General features: G+C 65.6%; 17 protein-coding genes. 3 read left to right on the forward strand and 14 right to left on the reverse strand.

Translation table 11 applies throughout. The annotated features are described in order from the left end of the window. Window positions 1-54 precede the first annotated feature (54 nt). From LL964_RS05290 to LL964_RS05320, 7 genes are all read right to left on the reverse strand, one after another. Window positions 55-384 (reverse strand): non-heme iron oxygenase ferredoxin subunit, encoded by a 330-nt coding sequence (locus LL964_RS05290; RefSeq protein ID WP_104587262.1) that lies wholly within the window; start codon window positions 382-384, stop codon window positions 55-57. Continuing rightward, window positions 381-920, reverse strand: a complete 540-nt coding sequence (locus LL964_RS05295; RefSeq protein ID WP_104587263.1) for a GNAT family N-acetyltransferase — start codon at window positions 918-920, stop codon at window positions 381-383. Before LL964_RS05295 ends, LL964_RS05290 begins: the two co-directional genes overlap by 4 nt. A 195-nt stretch (window positions 921-1,115) precedes the next feature. Beyond that, a complete protein-coding gene (locus LL964_RS05300; RefSeq protein WP_104587264.1) occupies window positions 1,116-2,360 on the reverse strand; it encodes a cysteine desulfurase in 1,245 nt (414 codons plus the stop codon). After that, entirely contained in the window at window positions 2,357-3,619 is a 1,263-nt protein-coding gene (gene sufD, locus LL964_RS05305) for a Fe-S cluster assembly protein SufD (RefSeq protein WP_104587265.1), read from the reverse strand. The genes LL964_RS05300 and sufD overlap by 4 nt, the downstream gene beginning before the upstream one ends. Then, complete coding sequence (sufC, locus tag LL964_RS05310; RefSeq protein WP_104587266.1) at window positions 3,619-4,383, reverse strand: Fe-S cluster assembly ATPase SufC; 765 nt, start codon at window positions 4,381-4,383, stop codon at window positions 3,619-3,621. The genes sufD and sufC overlap by 1 nt, the downstream gene beginning before the upstream one ends. A 107-nt stretch (window positions 4,384-4,490) precedes the next feature. Further along, window positions 4,491-5,948 carry a Fe-S cluster assembly protein SufB gene (gene sufB / locus LL964_RS05315; protein ID WP_104587267.1) on the reverse strand — a complete coding sequence of 486 codons (1,458 nt, stop codon included), beginning with the start codon at window positions 5,946-5,948 and terminating at the stop codon, window positions 4,491-4,493. A gap of 15 nt (window positions 5,949-5,963) precedes the next feature. Continuing rightward, window positions 5,964-6,422 carry an SUF system Fe-S cluster assembly regulator gene (locus tag LL964_RS05320; RefSeq protein ID WP_104587268.1) on the reverse strand — a complete coding sequence of 153 codons (459 nt, stop codon included), beginning with the start codon at window positions 6,420-6,422 and terminating at the stop codon, window positions 5,964-5,966. A 173-nt stretch (window positions 6,423-6,595) separates the two neighbouring features. On the opposite strand from LL964_RS05320, the gene LL964_RS05325 reads away from it, so the two are divergent. Both LL964_RS05325 and LL964_RS05330 read left to right on the forward strand, forming a co-directional pair. Beyond that, entirely contained in the window at window positions 6,596-7,063 is a 468-nt protein-coding gene (locus LL964_RS05325; RefSeq protein WP_104587269.1) for an SET domain-containing protein, read from the forward strand. Window positions 7,064-7,164: 101 nt separating this feature from the next. Then, window positions 7,165-7,704: a type 1 glutamine amidotransferase domain-containing protein gene (locus LL964_RS05330; protein ID WP_104587270.1), complete on the forward strand. Its 540-nt coding sequence runs from the start codon at window positions 7,165-7,167 to the stop codon at window positions 7,702-7,704. A gap of 132 nt (window positions 7,705-7,836) precedes the next feature. Here the strand turns inward: LL964_RS05330 and LL964_RS05335 are convergent, their stop codons facing one another. From LL964_RS05335 to LL964_RS05365, 7 genes are all read right to left on the reverse strand, one after another. Further along, complete coding sequence (locus LL964_RS05335; protein ID WP_104587271.1) at window positions 7,837-8,433, reverse strand: YceB family lipoprotein; 597 nt, start codon at window positions 8,431-8,433, stop codon at window positions 7,837-7,839. 55 nt (window positions 8,434-8,488) lie between these two features. Beyond that, on the reverse strand, window positions 8,489-8,911 hold the full coding sequence (locus LL964_RS05340; protein WP_228329386.1) for a hypothetical protein: 423 nt from the start codon (window positions 8,909-8,911) through the stop codon (window positions 8,489-8,491). Window positions 8,912-9,080: 169 nt separating this feature from the next. Continuing rightward, on the reverse strand, window positions 9,081-9,383 hold the full coding sequence (locus LL964_RS05345) for a DUF3861 domain-containing protein (protein ID WP_104587272.1): 303 nt from the start codon (window positions 9,381-9,383) through the stop codon (window positions 9,081-9,083). An 88-nt stretch (window positions 9,384-9,471) separates the two neighbouring features. Further along, a complete protein-coding gene (locus LL964_RS05350; protein ID WP_104587273.1) occupies window positions 9,472-10,056 on the reverse strand; it encodes a M23 family metallopeptidase in 585 nt (194 codons plus the stop codon). 143 nt (window positions 10,057-10,199) lie between these two features. Beyond that, window positions 10,200-10,622 carry an HU family DNA-binding protein gene (locus LL964_RS05355; RefSeq protein ID WP_104587274.1) on the reverse strand — a complete coding sequence of 141 codons (423 nt, stop codon included), beginning with the start codon at window positions 10,620-10,622 and terminating at the stop codon, window positions 10,200-10,202. 491 nt (window positions 10,623-11,113) lie between these two features. Beyond that, entirely contained in the window at window positions 11,114-11,968 is an 855-nt protein-coding gene (proC, locus tag LL964_RS05360; RefSeq protein WP_104587275.1) for a pyrroline-5-carboxylate reductase, read from the reverse strand. Window positions 11,969-12,280: 312 nt separating this feature from the next. Beyond that, window positions 12,281-12,973, reverse strand: a complete 693-nt coding sequence (locus LL964_RS05365; RefSeq protein ID WP_104587422.1) for a YggS family pyridoxal phosphate-dependent enzyme — start codon at window positions 12,971-12,973, stop codon at window positions 12,281-12,283. A gap of 305 nt (window positions 12,974-13,278) precedes the next feature. Here LL964_RS05365 and LL964_RS05370 point away from each other — a divergent pair, with 305 nt between their 5' ends. After that, complete coding sequence (locus LL964_RS05370) at window positions 13,279-14,316, forward strand: type IV pilus twitching motility protein PilT (protein ID WP_104543511.1); 1,038 nt, start codon at window positions 13,279-13,281, stop codon at window positions 14,314-14,316. Window positions 14,317-14,417 lie beyond the last annotated feature (101 nt).

Here is a 14,417-nt window from a genome sequence, read left to right on the forward strand (position 1 = left end):
GCGCGGTGTGCCGACCTGGAGCTCCGCTGCTTCAAGGGACTGCGGATGCCGTGTTCAACGGTCGTCGCGGGTCCAGATGCCGCCGTGTTCGCGCTTGACCGGAAACTTTGCCACCGCAGTGTAAGCGGGAGGGCACAGCGGGCTTCCGTCGCGGACATCGAAGCGGGCGCCATGCAGCTGGCATTCGAGGGTGCCGGCCACCGGGTCGAAGTCACCGGGAGACAGCGCGTAGTCCTCGTGGCTGCAGCGGTCTTCCAGCGCATACAGATCGCCGTCGAGGTTGAGCACCACGATCGGCGCGTCGGTCACGTCGTCCCACACCGTCTGCAATTCGCCGGGCAACAGGGCCTCGCTGGCGCACACGAAGGTCCAGGTCTCGCTCACGGCGCGGCGCCAGCGAAATACTTTTCCAGGACTTCGAAACGCAGGTCCTGGCGCAGCGGCACGCCGAAGCGTTCGTCGCCATAGGGGAACGGTTTGAAGATGCCGGTACGGCGGTAGCCCCGGCGTTCGTAGAAGGCGATCAGTTCGTGCCGCACATCGATCACGCTCATGCGGATCACCGGCAGCTTCCATTCGGCGGCCACGATGCGCTCGCCTTCGGCCAACAGGGTCTTGCCCAGCCCGCTGCCCTGCAGCGACGGATCCACCGCGAACATGCCGAAGTAGCCGGCGCCGCCATCGTCGGCGATGTTCGCGCAGGCCACCAGGCGGCGGTCCTGTTCCACCAGCAGCACCAGGCTGCGTTCGCGCAGGATGTCCTGGCGCAGCACGTCCGGCTCGATACGCGCGCCCTCCAGAAAATCGGCTTCGGTGGTCCAGCCCGCTCGGCTGCTGTCGCCGCGATAGGCCGAGGTGACCAGATGAACGATGGCGTCGATGTCATCGACGGTGGCGGTACGGAAGGTGGTGGTCTGCATGTGGAGCAGTTTAGCGAGAATCGGTGATTTGGGAGTGGGGATTCGGGATTCGCCAAGGCGTGGAAGCGCAGTCCTTGTATCGATGCCGGGTGTCACTGTCTCGCCCTTCGGTGCGTGGCGAGCGCAGTGCATGGACGCCCACGACGCCCGCTCTTGCGAATCCCGAATGCCGACTCCCCAATCCCGGCATCCGATTCACCCCAACAGGGTGCGTACCTTCTTCAGCGCTGCAACGAAGCGCTCGATTTCGTCGTGGGTGTTGTAGAACGCCAGCGATGCCCGGCAGGTGGCGGCAACGCCGAAATACTGCAACAACGGATGCGCGCAGTGCTGGCCCGAGCGTATCGCCACTCCTTCCAGGTCGAGCAAGGTCGCCAGGTCGTGCGCATGGGCGCCTTCGATCAGGAACGACACCACCGCTGCCTTGTCGGGCGTGGTACCGAAGATGCGCAGCCCATCGATGCGCTGCAGCTCTTCGGTGAAGTGCGCCAGCAACTCCGCCTCGCGCGCTTCCACATGCGCGAGCCCGAGGGCATCCAGATAGTCCACGGCCGCGCCCAGGCCGACGAAACCGGCGATGTTGGGGGTGCCGGCCTCGAACTTGTGCGGGGCGTCGTTGAACACCGTCCCCTCGAAGCTGACTTCCCTGATCATCTCGCCGCCGCCCAGGAACGGCGGCATCGCCTGCAGGTGTTCGCGGCGCGCCCATAGCGCACCGGTGCCGGTGGGGCCGCACATCTTGTGGCCGGTGATGGCATAGAAGTCGCAGCCGATCGCGGCCACGTCGATACGCCGGTGCGGCGCCGCTTGCGATCCATCCACGACGGTGACGATGCCGCGCTTGCGCGCATCGCGGCAGATCTCGCGCACGGGGTTCACCGTGCCCAATACGTTGGACACATGCGTGACGGCGAGCAGCTTGACCTCGGGCGTCATCGCCTTGCGCAGTGCGTCCAGATCCAGCGCGCCATCGGGCGTGATCTCGGCCACGCGGATGTTGGCGCCAGTGCGCTGGGCCACCAGCTGCCACGGCACGATGTTGGCGTGGTGCTCCATGCGCGAGATCAGGATCACATCACCCGGGCCCAACCGCGGCAGCGCCCACGAGTAAGCCACCAGGTTGATCGCGAAGGTGGTGCCGCTGCACAGCACCAGTTCGTCGGCGCGCACGTTGAGAAAGCGCGCCAGCTTGCTGCGCGCGCCTTCGAACGCATCGGTTGCTTCGGTTCCCAGCGCATGCACTGCGCGGCTGACATTGGCGTTCTGCCGGCGATAGAACGCGTCGGTGGCCGCAATCACCTGGAGCGGCTTTTGCCCGGTGTTGGCGTTGTCGAAATAGATCAACGGCTTGCCATGCACCTGCCGCATCAGCAGCGGGAAATCCAGGCGCACGCGGTCCCAGTCGGGCGCTGCGTGCTGCGGGACGGCTGGCATGTTCATGCCACGCCTGCCGAATTCAGGGCGCGATCCAGCTGCAACGCCAGTGCGGCGGATAGTGCGTCCGGGAGGACCCGCAGCGGTTCGTGGCAGAACGCGGCGCTCAGCAACCGCTGCGCCTGCGCCTGCGGCAATCCGCGCGAGCGCAGATAGAACAAGGCGTTGTCGTCGAGCTGGCCGACGGTGGCGCCATGTGCGGCCTGGACTTCTTCGGCATCGATCACCAGCACCGGCTGGGTGTCGATCTCGGCGTTGGACGACAGCAGCAGGTTCTTGTTGGACAGCCGCGCATCGGTACCGTCGGCGCCGGGGCGGATGCGGATGCCGCCATGGAAGACCACGCGGCTGCGGTCGGCCCCTACGCCCCGCCACACCAGCTCGCAGGCAGTATCGCGGGCGATGTGTTCGATGCCCAGGCGGGTATCGACATGGCGGCGGCCATCGCCGAGCAGCACGCCGTTGGCGGTGAGCCGGGCATTGCTGCCTTCCAGCCGCACATTGAGTTCGTGTCGCGACAGGCCGGCGCCCAGTTCCAGATCCACGCGTTGGTAGCGGGCATCGCGCGCAAGCACCGCTTCGGTACGCAACAGCGAGGTCGCCTTCGCACCATCGGCCTGCACGCGAGCATGCGACAAGACAGCGTTCTGTGCCAGATGCACATGCATCACGCTATTGCTCAGGTGCCCCGCGTCGCCAAGATGCACGTGGTGTTCGACCACGTTCAGCGATGCGCCGGCGCGCAGCTCGATCAAATGCCGGTGATGCCAGGCCAGGTCGTGCTCGCCTGCCGCGCTGACGAACACCAGGTGCAACGGCAGCGCGATCTGCGCAGCCTCCTGCACCTGTACCAGCACGCCCTCGTCGGCGAGCGCCGCATTGAGGCGGGCGAACACTGCGTCGCTGCCTTCGAAGCGGCGGCCGAGCAGGTGCTGCACCTGGCCGCCCGCGTGCAGCGCAGCGGACACGGTGTCCAGCTGTATGCCTTCGGACAGACCCGAAAGATCGCTCAGTGCCTGCGACGGGCGCCCGTTGACGAACACCAGCCGCGGCGAGGGGATCTCGTCCAACGCAGCGGCATCCACCAGCGTCGGCACCAGCGGTGCCGGTTCGAAGCTGCGCCGTTCCAGCTGGCGCAGCGAGGTGTACTTCCACGCTTCGGCACGCGGGCCAGGCAATCCGGCCTGCAGGGCGGCATCGAGTTCGGCGCGGCGGCTGTCATCGCCGCAGAAACCGCGCGAGAGGGAGTCGAGCAGGGCGCTCATCAGGCGGCAACCTCGGGCACCACGCGGTCCTTCAGGAAGTGGTAACCGTGCTGTTCCAGCTCCAGCGCCAGTTCCGGGCCACCGCTCTGCACAATGCGGCCTTCGGCCAGCACATGCACCACGTCCGGCTTGATGTAGTCGAGCAGGCGCTGGTAGTGGGTGATGACCAGGAACGAGCGCTCCGGCGAACGCAACGCATTGACGCCGTCGGCTACGCTCTTGAGCGCGTCGATATCCAGGCCGGAGTCGGTCTCGTCCAGGATGGCAAGCTTGGGTTCGAGCACGGCCAGCTGGAAGATCTCGTTGCGCTTCTTTTCGCCACCCGAGAAGCCTTCATTGACGCCGCGGTGCAACAGCTCGTCCTTCAGATGCAGCACGGCCAGCTTCTGCCGCACCAGCTTGAGGAACTGCATCGAATCCAGCTCGTCTTCGCCGCGTGCCTTGCGCTGTGCATTGAGCGCGGCGCGCAGGAAATAGGTGTTGTTGACGCCGGGGATTTCCACCGGGTACTGAAAGGCCAGGAACAGGCCGGCGGCGGCGCGTTCTTCCGGCGACAGCTCGAGCAGGTCCTGGCCGTCGAACTGCACGCTGCCTTCGCCGACCTCATAGCCCTCGCGCCCGGCCAGCACATTGCCCAACGTGGATTTACCCGCGCCGTTGGGGCCCATGATGGCGTGCACCTGGCCGGGCTGGATCTCCAGCGACAGGCCCTTGAGGATGTTCTTGCCGGCGATGCTGGCGTGGAGATTATTAATCGTAAGCATGGGATTGGGGATTCGAAATTTGGGATTGGTAAAAGCAGATCAACTGGCCGGCATGGGAACGGGGTTGTGCGAATCCCTAATCCCCAATGCCGAATCTCGAAGGCGCGTCAGCCGACGCTGCCTTCCAGCGAGACTTCCAGCAGCTTCTTGGCCTCCACCGCAAACTCCATCGGCAGTTCGCGGAACACCTGCTTGCAGAAGCCGTCGACGATCAGGGACACCGCATCTTCCTGGCTGATGCCGCGCGCGCGGCAATAGAACAGCTGGTCGTCGCTGATCTTGGAGGTGGTGGCCTCGTGCTCGACGGTTGCGCCGGGGTTCTTCACTTCGATGTAGGGGAAGGTATGTGCGCCACACTGTTTGCCGATCAGCAACGAATCGCATTGGGTGTAGTTGCGCGCGCCATCGGCGTTGCGGTCCACCTTGACCAGGCCGCGGTAGGTGTTCTGGCCGCGCCCGGCGCTGATGCCCTTGCTGACGATCTTGCTCTTGGTGCGCTTGCCGACGTGGATCATCTTGGTGCCGGTATCGGCCTGCTGGCGATGATGGGTGAGCGCCACCGAATGGAATTCGCCCACCGAATCGTCGCCGAGCAGCACGCAGGACGGATACTTCCAGGTGATCGCCGAGCCTGTTTCGACCTGGGTCCAGGTGACCTTGCTCCGCGCACCGCGGCATTCGGCACGCTTGGTGACGAAGTTGTAGATGCCGCCGCGGCCTTCCTCGTCGCCGGGATACCAGTTCTGCACGGTCGAGTACTTGATCTCGGCATCTTCCAGCGTCACCAGCTCGACCACCGCCGCATGCAGCTGGTTCTCGTCGCGCATCGGTGCGGTGCAGCCTTCCAGATACGACACGTAGGCCTTGTCCTCGCAGACGATCAAGGTGCGCTCGAACTGGCCGGTATGGCCGGCATTGATGCGGAAGTAGGTACTCAGTTCCATCGGGCAGCGCACACCCTTGGGGATGAACACGAAGCTGCCATCTGAGAACACCGCCGAGTTGAGCGCGGCGAAGTAGTTGTCGCCGACCGGCACCACGCTGCCCAGATACTGTCTGACGATTTCCGGATGCTCCTTGATGGCTTCGGACATCGAGCAGAAGATCACGCCCTTTTCGGCCAGTTCCTTGCGGAACGTGGTGCCGACCGACACCGAATCGAACACTGCATCCACCGCCACGCCGGCCAGTTTGGCGCGTTCGTGCAGCGGCACGCCGAGCTTGTCGTAGGTGTCGAGCAGTTCCTTGGGTACCTCGTCCAGCGAAGCGTATTTGGGTCCCTTGGGCGCGGAGTAGTAGCTCAGGGCCTGGAAATCGATCGGCGCGATCTGCAGCTTCGCCCACTCCGGCATCGGCATTTTCAGCCAATGGCGGTAGGCCTCCAGACGCCAGTCGGTCATCCACTGCGGCTCGTCTTTCTTGGCCGAAAGTGCACGGATGACATCTTCGTCCAGGCCGGGCGGGAGCGAGTCGGATTCGATCTCGGTGACGAAGCCGGCGTCGTAACGCCGGCCTAGCCGTTCGAGGATCTGCGCATTCTGCGGAGGAGCAAGTTCGGTGGCCATCGGGCTGCCTACAGGTCAGGTGGTCGCGACGCGCGCGGCGATGGAGCGCCGGCGGCTGTCGCCAGGAAGGGAGAGGGGCTGCAGCATCTGCTCCAGCGTGACGCGGCGCAGGGCATCGGCCACTACGTCGTTGATCAACCGCCAATTGGAGCGCACCCCGCAGGTCTGCGCGATGCCGCACTGGCTGTGGTCCTGGCTGCACTCGGTGATCGCCAGCGGGCCTTCCATCGCCTCGACGATCTCCACCAGGGTGATGTCGCTGGCCGCACGCGCCAGCCGGTAACCGCCGTGCACGCCACGCAAGCCCTCCACCAGGCCGGCCTGCGACAGAGGCTTGAGAATCTTGCTCACCGTTGGTGCTTCCAGGCCGGCGTGCTCGGCCAGCTCGCTGGCACTGAGTACCTGCTCGCCGCGGGCAGCAAGCACGGTCAGCACCACGGTGGCGTAGTCGGTAAGTTTGGTGACGCGCAACATGGGGAGACAGCTGAATCCTAAAGCGGACCGAAATTGTACTCTTTTGAAGCGGTACGGCCAACCGCCCGATTCAGCCGCGGGCAAGCCGCGCCAGTTGCGATCGGTGATCCGCTTGTGCTTGGCGCATCGGCGCGCTGCGGTCACAATGGGCGGCCCCATCACCGGACCCTTACATGTCGCGCAAAGTTGCCGCCCGCAAGTCACGTATCCACGGCAATGGCATGTTCGCCCTCGCCCCGCTCCGCAAGGGCGAACGCATCATCCAGTACAAGGGGCGTCTGCGCACGCATGCCGAGGTGGATGCCGACGATACCGGCGATGTGGAAAGCGGGCACACCTTCCTGTTCACCTTGAGCGACGAATACGTGCTGGATGCCAACTACGAGGGCAATGTGGCGCGCTGGATCAACCACAGCTGCAACCCCAATTGCGAAGCGGTGATCGAAGAAGCCGAGGGCGACGATCGTCGCAAGGACAAGATCTTCATCGAGGCCAAGCGTGCCATCAAGCCCGGCGAAGAACTCACCTATAACTACGGCATCACCTTGAGCGAACGGCACACGCCGCGTCTGAAGAAGATCTGGGAATGCCGCTGCGGCTCCAGGAACTGCACCGGCACCATGCTGCAACCCAAGCGCTGAGCGCGCCATGCGCCTGGCCATGACGTCACGCAGACATCGGTTCACGGGTGCGCAACGGCGCGCTACCTAGGGTGCGGGCTTCTTTCAGCGAGGAGCCCCACATGTCTTATTCGCTCTCTGGCAAGTCCGTCGCGGTGCTCGCCACCGACGGCTTCGAACAATCCGAGCTCACCGAACCCAAACGCCTGCTGGAATCCTGGGGCGCCAAGGTGGAGGTGATCGCGCCGGGCGAGGGCGCCGAGATCCGCGGCTGGAATCACACCGACTGGGGCGATTCGGTGGCAGTGGATCGTCGCCTGGATCAGGCGACGCACGATGGCTACGATGCATTGGTGCTGCCTGGCGGTGTTCTCAATCCCGATACATTGCGTACCGATGCGACGGCGCTTGCCTTCATCCGCGCTTTCGCGGCAGCGCGCAAGCCGGTGGCAGCGATCTGCCATGGGCCTTGGTTATTGCTGGAAAGCGACCTGGTACGCGATCGCAAGGTGACCTCGTGGCCCTCGGTCAGGACCGATCTGACCAATGCAGGTGCGCAGTGGCAGGACGCGGAAGTCGTGGTGGATGGCACGCTGATCACCAGCCGCAAACCTGACGATATCCCGGCCTTCAGCGCAGCGGTGGCCAAGGCACTTGCCTGAGGCGCCGGTCACGGCCACTGCACGGCCGATCGCACCGATGACAGCATGAAGGCCCGGCCATTCCTGCGCCGGGCCTTCGTTCGTTGGCAGTTGCCCCTCGATGCTCGAAGCGCGCACCAATTTCGATCTGGATCAGTTGCCGGAAAGTGCTGCCGGCGGCACCAACTGTTCGATGTTCTGATTGAAATTGACCGCCACCCGGCCATTCTGGATGGCAACCGATTCCACCTGCACCGCTCCCATCAAGGCGGCAATCGATGGATCGATGCGGTAGATCGGCTCCTTGCGGGCGTAGTCTGCCAGCCAGGCATTGAGTAGTTCGCGCGTACTATGGTCGAGCTTCGCACCGGCGTTGACCGGTCGGAACTCGTCAATGCGCGGTTGATCGAGATAGAAGCCCTGCTTGGCGGTGTCGTAGCGCAAGGCACTGGTCAGCATGACGTTACCGACCGGGCTGGGCGCCGCACCTGCGGTGGCTACCGCCAGATCGAAGGCCATCTTGAGCCGGTCGCCCGGCGGCAACGACAACGCGGGATTGCTGACGGTCATGGCGATCAGACCACCAAGGGCATCGTGCGTTTGTGGAAAGCGGCCGCCAAGATACTGCTGCACGTCACTGGCCTGCACACTAATCTGGTGTCCCTGGATCTGTGGCGCCGCCCAGGCGTCGGCGACGGGTAAGGCCAGGGCGAGGGCGAGCATGGGTCCTGCGAGCAAGCACACTTTCATCGAATGGCTCCGGCAACGAATGGCACAACCTTAGTCGGTGCCGGTGAACCGAGGGTTAGCGCAATACCGGCTGCAAGGTGGCCGAATAGATCTCCCAGTCATCGCCGCCGGGGCGTGGTTGCAACCGGTATGTCCCGTTCAGTTGCTGACTGCCCGAGGTGGTGCGGACGAGGATGCGTACCGGCACTTCCACCCGTTGCAGCGGCTGTCGGGGATCCAGCGATCGTGGAGGATCGTTGAGGATGCGCATCGAGACGATGCCGCCGATGGCGCGCAGCGCAGCGTCGTCCGGCACCGGTGGTGGGCGGCCGCCGACCCAGAGAGCATCGGCCTGCGTGCGCGCGGCACCGGGCAGGGCACCCAGATAACGCTGCACGGTGGACCCGGCCGCGGTCAGGCCGGCCAGCGTCGCCGCATCGACCGACGGTGCGGCAGCGGGTGGCGCGGAGAGGTTGCCGCCGGCATTGGCGGCGGCCATTGCCGGGTTCGAATGTGTCTGCGCCGATGCTGCGGTCCGCGTGTCCGCGTCCGGGTTACGCCCGCAACTGCAGCCGCCGATCGTAACGACCGCGACGATGATTCCGATCCAGCGCATGGAGTTCCCCTTCCCGAAGCGCGCAGTGTAACGGCAGGTCGCGCCGCCATGCTCAGCCGCCGGGCTGCACGCGTTGCAGGCGCTCCAGCAGTGCCTGCAGTTTTGGCCGCAGTGCATCCAGCGCGTTGCTGGGGCGTGCGCGTGGGCGTGCTGCCAGATCTTCCAGCAGTTGCGCGCCCACCGTCAGCGCGGCGCACTCGTCGCTGCTCAGGTCGCGGCGCCGGTGCAGGTCTTCGAGCAGGCACATCCAGTCCGCGCGGGAGCGCTGTTCGAATTCGATGGCGCAGCGGTCCGCGCAGGGCCGGCCATCGGGTTCGATGGGCGTGACCGTGATGCGATAGCGTTTTCTGGACATGGTGATCGCGTCGCTGTTGGTGCACCACCATAGGCATAGGGCGCGGCGCGCTCGATAGCGCAAGCCATGACGCAGTGTTCCAGCGTCCTCAATCGCCCGCTGCCGGCGCGTTCTGACGCAGTAGCGGCAACGGATCGTACGCACCGTTGCGTCCATAGACCCCATAGTGCAGATGTGGCGGTGTACCGCGTGCGTTCCCCGTCGTGCCCACCTTGCCCAGGTGCGTGCCGGGCTCGACCACGTCGCCGACCTTCAGCCCCGCGGCCCAGTCGTCCAGGTGCGCATAGTAGTGTCGCTCCATTGCCGGACCCAGTATCCACACCTGTTTGCCGCCCAGTCCGCGATCGCGGATCGCGCTGACCACGCCGCGGGTTGCGGCCAATACCGGAGTACCGCGCGGCGCGAAGATGTCCACTCCGGCGTGCGTGCGGTCGCGTCCACGTGGCGCGCCGAAGGTGTCTGCGATCTGTCGGGCACGTACGTCCTGCACTGGAATCCGCAACGCCTGCGGTGGCGGCATCCGCGACAACTCCCAGGTGGTGCGCAGTTGTTCGGCCATCGGCAGCTGCCATGCCCAGCGCGCGCCGACCGCCAGGACGCACAGCGCCGCGATCCAGAGCAGAAAGCGCCGAAGCCGGCGTGCCGGGCTCGATGTCGGAGCGGCTGAGGTCATGGACGCTGCTGCTTGCGGAGACACCGCTCAGGGTAGGGGAGCGGCGATGAGCGGCATGTGGTGCAGCGCTGCAACGAGGTTTCGAGCGGCACAAAAAAAAGACGGCCCGAAGGCCGTCTCGATGGCATTGCCGGCGCGCTCGATCAGAGCGCGGCGTCCTTCAACCGCTTGAGCGGGCGAGACCGGAGTTTGACGGTCGCCGGCTTGGCTGCGAAGGTCTGCTCTTCCTTGGTGAACGGATTGATGCCCTTACGCTTGGGCTTGGCCGGCACGTGCACGGTGGTCAGCTTCAGCATGCCCGGCAGGGTGAAGCTGCCGACGCCCTTCTTGCTCAGCGAGGCGTGCGCGGCGGCTTCCAGCGAGGCCAGCACGGCGCGGACGTCCTTCGGAGCCAGCTGGGTGGATTCTGCGATGTGCGCGACCAGGCCAGTCTTGCTCAGGGCTTCCTTGATCGGCTTCGGCGCGGCGGACTTGGTCGCGGCCTTGGCCGGCTTTGCGGTCTTGGTGGCGGCGACCTTCTTCACTGCCTTCTTGGGGGCAGCCTTCTTAGCGGCGGTTTTTGCCATGGGTTATGCGTTCCGTATTCGTTGGTGGTGTTGGGTCTGCCGACCCGGTCGGCAACGCGAAATGTAGGGCAACTGTTGCGCGCCGCCAATAGGCAAACGATGAAACGGCATAAAAAAGCGCGTTTGGACCGGGATTCGTTCACTGGCGGGGTAAAACGCGGGGAAACCGCGTGCGTTACGCAGAGGGCAGCGACCTTCGCACGGCATCTGATGCGCAGCAGCAGGTTGCGCAGGCGCATGCGCTCCGCGCACCAGGCGACGGCGGTGCGCACTGCGTTCGGCGGTTGCGAACGATTGCATACGGCCGCTGTTGCCGTGCGCCCGGTATCCGCCAGTGCCTCTGCTACTGGAAGCGGCGCCAGTGTGGCGGCGTCTGCTTGTGGCCGCCTCGCCGCTGCGGTGGCATGCGGCGGATGCCAGACGTGCGCGAAGCGCTGGACGCGATCGGCGGCATCCTGCCGGTCTGCGCATGCCGCCCTGCCAGCGCCGGCCTAGTCGTTTGCGGCAGAAAGACTGCGGCCACGTTCGGTGGCCGCCGCGATCGCTTTCGACGCAAGCGCTTCGAAGCCGCCGGCCTGGAATGTCTCGATCGCTGTCTGCGTCGTGCCATTGGGCGAGGTAACGCGACGGCGCAGCACCTCGGGCGCTTCGCCCGATTCGGTCAGCATGCGCGCGGCGCCGAGCAGCGTGTGCAGGACCAGCGTGCGTGCGGTGTCCGCCGGCACGCCTTGCTCCCGTGCCGCCGCTTCCATCGCCTCGGCCAGCAGGAACACATAGGCCGGCCCGCTGCCGGAGACCGCCGTCACTGCATCCATCTGTGCTTCGTCGTCGATCCACACGGTGACCCCGGCACTTTCCAGCAGCTGGCCTGCCTGGGTGCGTTGCGCGTCGGACACGCGTGCGTTGGCGTACAGGCCGGTGACGCCGGCGCCGAGCAGGGCGGGGGTATTGGGCATGGCACGCACCACGGCCAGGTCGCCGCCCGACCAACGCTGCAACTGGGTGGCGGTGATGCCGGCGGCGATGGACAGCAACAACGGCTGCTGCGCCTGTGCCAGCCCGGCCAGGTGCGCGCACACCGTCGGCATGACCTGCGGCTTGACCGCCATGATCCAGATAGCGGCGCCGTCGGCGGCGAGGCGTGCCTCGGTCACGGCCTCCACGCCGAAATCGTGCGACAGCGCCGCGCGCAGTTCGTCCATTGGTTCGGCGACCCGGATGCTGGCGGCCGGCATTCCTTGCCGGATGAGTCCGGCAATCAGGCTGCGCGCCATGTTGCCGCCTCCGACGAATGCGATGCGCGCTGCGGTGGAAAGCGGCGATGCGGAAGACACTGGCAGTGACATTGCGACACCTCGGAGTTTGGCGGGTGGATGGAACGGGCAGCCGGCACTCGGTTCGGGCCGATGACCGCACAGCGCGTCAGTGTACGGGCGCGTGGTGCTGCGCGTTCGCAGGCGGACCATGGTCGCCGCGATGGCTGTGGTGCTGCCCATGAAGGCCGGTCCGGCTATCCGGCGCGCGCCAGCCGCATGCGAACGCAGATGCATGTCGCGTCCACTGCGGTTGTTATGCGATCACGCTTGCCGATCCTCCTCCGCAACATGCTGTCTGCCGCTCCAGACCGGAGGCGCCACGCCCGATGCCGGGCACTCGACTCAGGCTGAGGCAGCGTGCGACGCCGCGCGCTCGCCGAACAGCGCTGTGCCCACCCGCACCATGGTGGCGCCGGCGGCGATCGCTTCGGTGAAGTCCGAACTCATTCCCATCGACAAGGTATCCACCTGGCCGAAGCGCTGCCTCAGCCGGGCGAACAGCACCTGCATGCGGGAGAACGCGGCGTCACGCCGCGCCTGCTCGGCAAACGGGGCGGGGATGGCCATCAGCCCGCGCAGCTGCAGACGCGGTTGCAGGGAGATGGCATCGGCAAGCCGGTCGATCGCCTCGGGCGCGCAGCCGTGCTTGCTGTCCTCGTCGTCGATGTTGACCTGGATCAGCACATTCAATGGGGCGCGATCCTGCGGGCGGTGGCGCGCCAGCAGCGGAATCAGCTTGGGTCGGTCAATGCTCTGCACCCAGTCGAAGCAGCGGCTGGCCATCTCGGCCTTGTTGGACTGCAGGTGGCCGATCAGATGCCATTCCAGCTCCAGGGCCTGCAGCGCGACGATCTTGGCTTCCGCCTCCTGCACATAGTTCTCGCCGAACGCGCGCTGGCCCTGGGCCGCCAATGCGGCGATGGCCTCGGCCGGCTTGGTCTTGGATACCGCCAGCAGGCGCACCTCCTGGCGCGCGTGCGCGACCGCAGCGGCCTGGATGGCATCGAGAATCTGCTGCAGCGACGAAGCCGGCACGTGGCGCTCCAATTAAGAATGCGGAGCGCTAGTGTGACGCCGCCCGCTGCCGCGTTCCAGGCCGGGGCCAACCATGACCCGCTGGCAGCCAGGCGAGATCGGGGCGTCGAGCCGGTTTGGTGGGAGCTGGCCAGGTTCTGCGAATCTGCTCTCGTCAGCCCGGCACAGCGAACAAACCGACCGCTTCAGCCACGCATGCGGTTGCCGGCCTGAACCGGCCCCGGGCCGCTTCCAGCGCGCTGCCAGAACGCTATACTGCCGGCCGGGGAGTACCTTCCAATCGCAGCCTAGGGGAAAAGCAGCGCATGGATATCGCTGAACTATTGGCGTTTTCAGTCAAGAACAAGGCATCGGACCTGCACCTGTCCGCAGGGTTGCCGCCGATGATCCGTGTCGATGGCGATGTCCGCCGCATCAACATTCCGGCGCTGGACCACAAGCAGGTGCACGCGCTGGTGTACGACATCATGTCGGACAAGCAGCGGCGCGACTACGAAGAATTCCTCGAGGTCGACTTCTCGTTCGAGATTCCCTCGCTGGCGCGCTTCCGCGTCAACGCGTTCAACCAGAACCGCGGCGCCGGTGCGGTGTTCCGCACCATTCCCTCCGAGGTGCTGACCCTGGAAGACCTGGGGTGCCCGCCGATCTTCCGCCAGTTGATCGACCAGCCGCAGGGGCTGATCCTGGTCACCGGTCCGACCGGTTCGGGCAAGTCGACCACGCTGGCCGGCATGATCGACTACATCAACAAGAACGAATACGGCCACATCCTCACGGTCGAGGATCCGATCGAGTTCGTGCACACCTCGCAGAAGTGCCTGATCAACCAGCGCGAAGTGCATCGCGATACGCACGGCTTCAACGAGGCGCTGCGCTCGGCGTTGCGCGAAGACCCGGACATCATCCTGGTCGGCGAATTGCGCGATCTGGAAACCATCCGCCTGGCGCTCACCGCGGCGGAAACCGGCCACCTGGTGTTCGGCACCCTGCACACCAGTTCGGCGGCCAAGACCATCGATCGCATCATCGACGTGTTCCCGGCCGGCGAAAAGCCGATGGTGCGCTCGATGCTGTCCGAATCGTTGCGCGCGGTGATTTCGCAGGCGCTGCTGAAGAAGGTCGGCGGCGGCCGGACGGCGGCGTGGGAAATCATGGTCGGCACCCCGGCCATCCGTAACCTGATCCGCGAGGACAAGGTGGCGCAGATGTATTCGGCGATCCAGACCGGCCAGCAATACGGCATGCAGACGCTGGATCAGCATCTGCAGGACCTGGTCAAGCGCAGCCTGATCACGCGCAACCAGGCGCGCGAGTACGCCAAGGACAAGCGGATATTCGAGTAGCCGGGATTCGGGATTCGGGATTGGGGATTCGTTACGGCGGCTCCCGGACCGGACCCCGCCTTTGCCAATCCCGAATCTCCACTCCCGAATCCCAGCTCCCG

This window comes from Xanthomonas melonis, from assembly GCF_020783655.1.
GTDB lineage: Bacteria > Pseudomonadota > Gammaproteobacteria > Xanthomonadales > Xanthomonadaceae > Xanthomonas > Xanthomonas melonis.

Excerpts from the sequence above, each read along its gene's own strand:
- LL964_RS05295 (WP_104587263.1), bottom strand. The coding sequence starts at position 920 with ATGCAGACCACCACCTTCCGTACCGCCACCGTCGATGACATCGACGCC.
- LL964_RS05300 (WP_104587264.1), bottom strand. The coding sequence starts at position 2,360 with ATGAACATGCCAGCCGTCCCGCAGCACGCAGCGCCCGACTGGGACCGC.
- sufD (WP_104587265.1), bottom strand. The coding sequence starts at position 3,619 with ATGAGCGCCCTGCTCGACTCCCTCTCGCGCGGTTTCTGCGGCGATGAC.
- sufC (WP_104587266.1), bottom strand. The coding sequence starts at position 4,383 with ATGCTTACGATTAATAATCTCCACGCCAGCATCGCCGGCAAGAACATC.
- sufB (WP_104587267.1), bottom strand. The coding sequence starts at position 5,948 with ATGGCCACCGAACTTGCTCCTCCGCAGAATGCGCAGATCCTCGAACGG.
- LL964_RS05320 (WP_104587268.1), bottom strand. The coding sequence starts at position 6,422 with ATGTTGCGCGTCACCAAACTTACCGACTACGCCACCGTGGTGCTGACC.
- LL964_RS05325 (WP_104587269.1), top strand. The coding sequence starts at position 6,596 with ATGTCGCGCAAAGTTGCCGCCCGCAAGTCACGTATCCACGGCAATGGC.
- LL964_RS05330 (WP_104587270.1), top strand. The coding sequence starts at position 7,165 with ATGTCTTATTCGCTCTCTGGCAAGTCCGTCGCGGTGCTCGCCACCGAC.
- LL964_RS05335 (WP_104587271.1), bottom strand. The coding sequence starts at position 8,433 with ATGAAAGTGTGCTTGCTCGCAGGACCCATGCTCGCCCTCGCCCTGGCC.
- LL964_RS05340 (WP_228329386.1), bottom strand. The coding sequence starts at position 8,911 with ATGGCCGCCGCCAATGCCGGCGGCAACCTCTCCGCGCCACCCGCTGCC.
- LL964_RS05345 (WP_104587272.1), bottom strand. The coding sequence starts at position 9,383 with ATGTCCAGAAAACGCTATCGCATCACGGTCACGCCCATCGAACCCGAT.
- LL964_RS05350 (WP_104587273.1), bottom strand. The coding sequence starts at position 10,056 with ATGACCTCAGCCGCTCCGACATCGAGCCCGGCACGCCGGCTTCGGCGC.
- LL964_RS05355 (WP_104587274.1), bottom strand. The coding sequence starts at position 10,622 with ATGGCAAAAACCGCCGCTAAGAAGGCTGCCCCCAAGAAGGCAGTGAAG.
- proC (WP_104587275.1), bottom strand. The coding sequence starts at position 11,968 with ATGTCACTGCCAGTGTCTTCCGCATCGCCGCTTTCCACCGCAGCGCGC.
- LL964_RS05370 (WP_104543511.1), top strand. The coding sequence starts at position 13,279 with ATGGATATCGCTGAACTATTGGCGTTTTCAGTCAAGAACAAGGCATCG.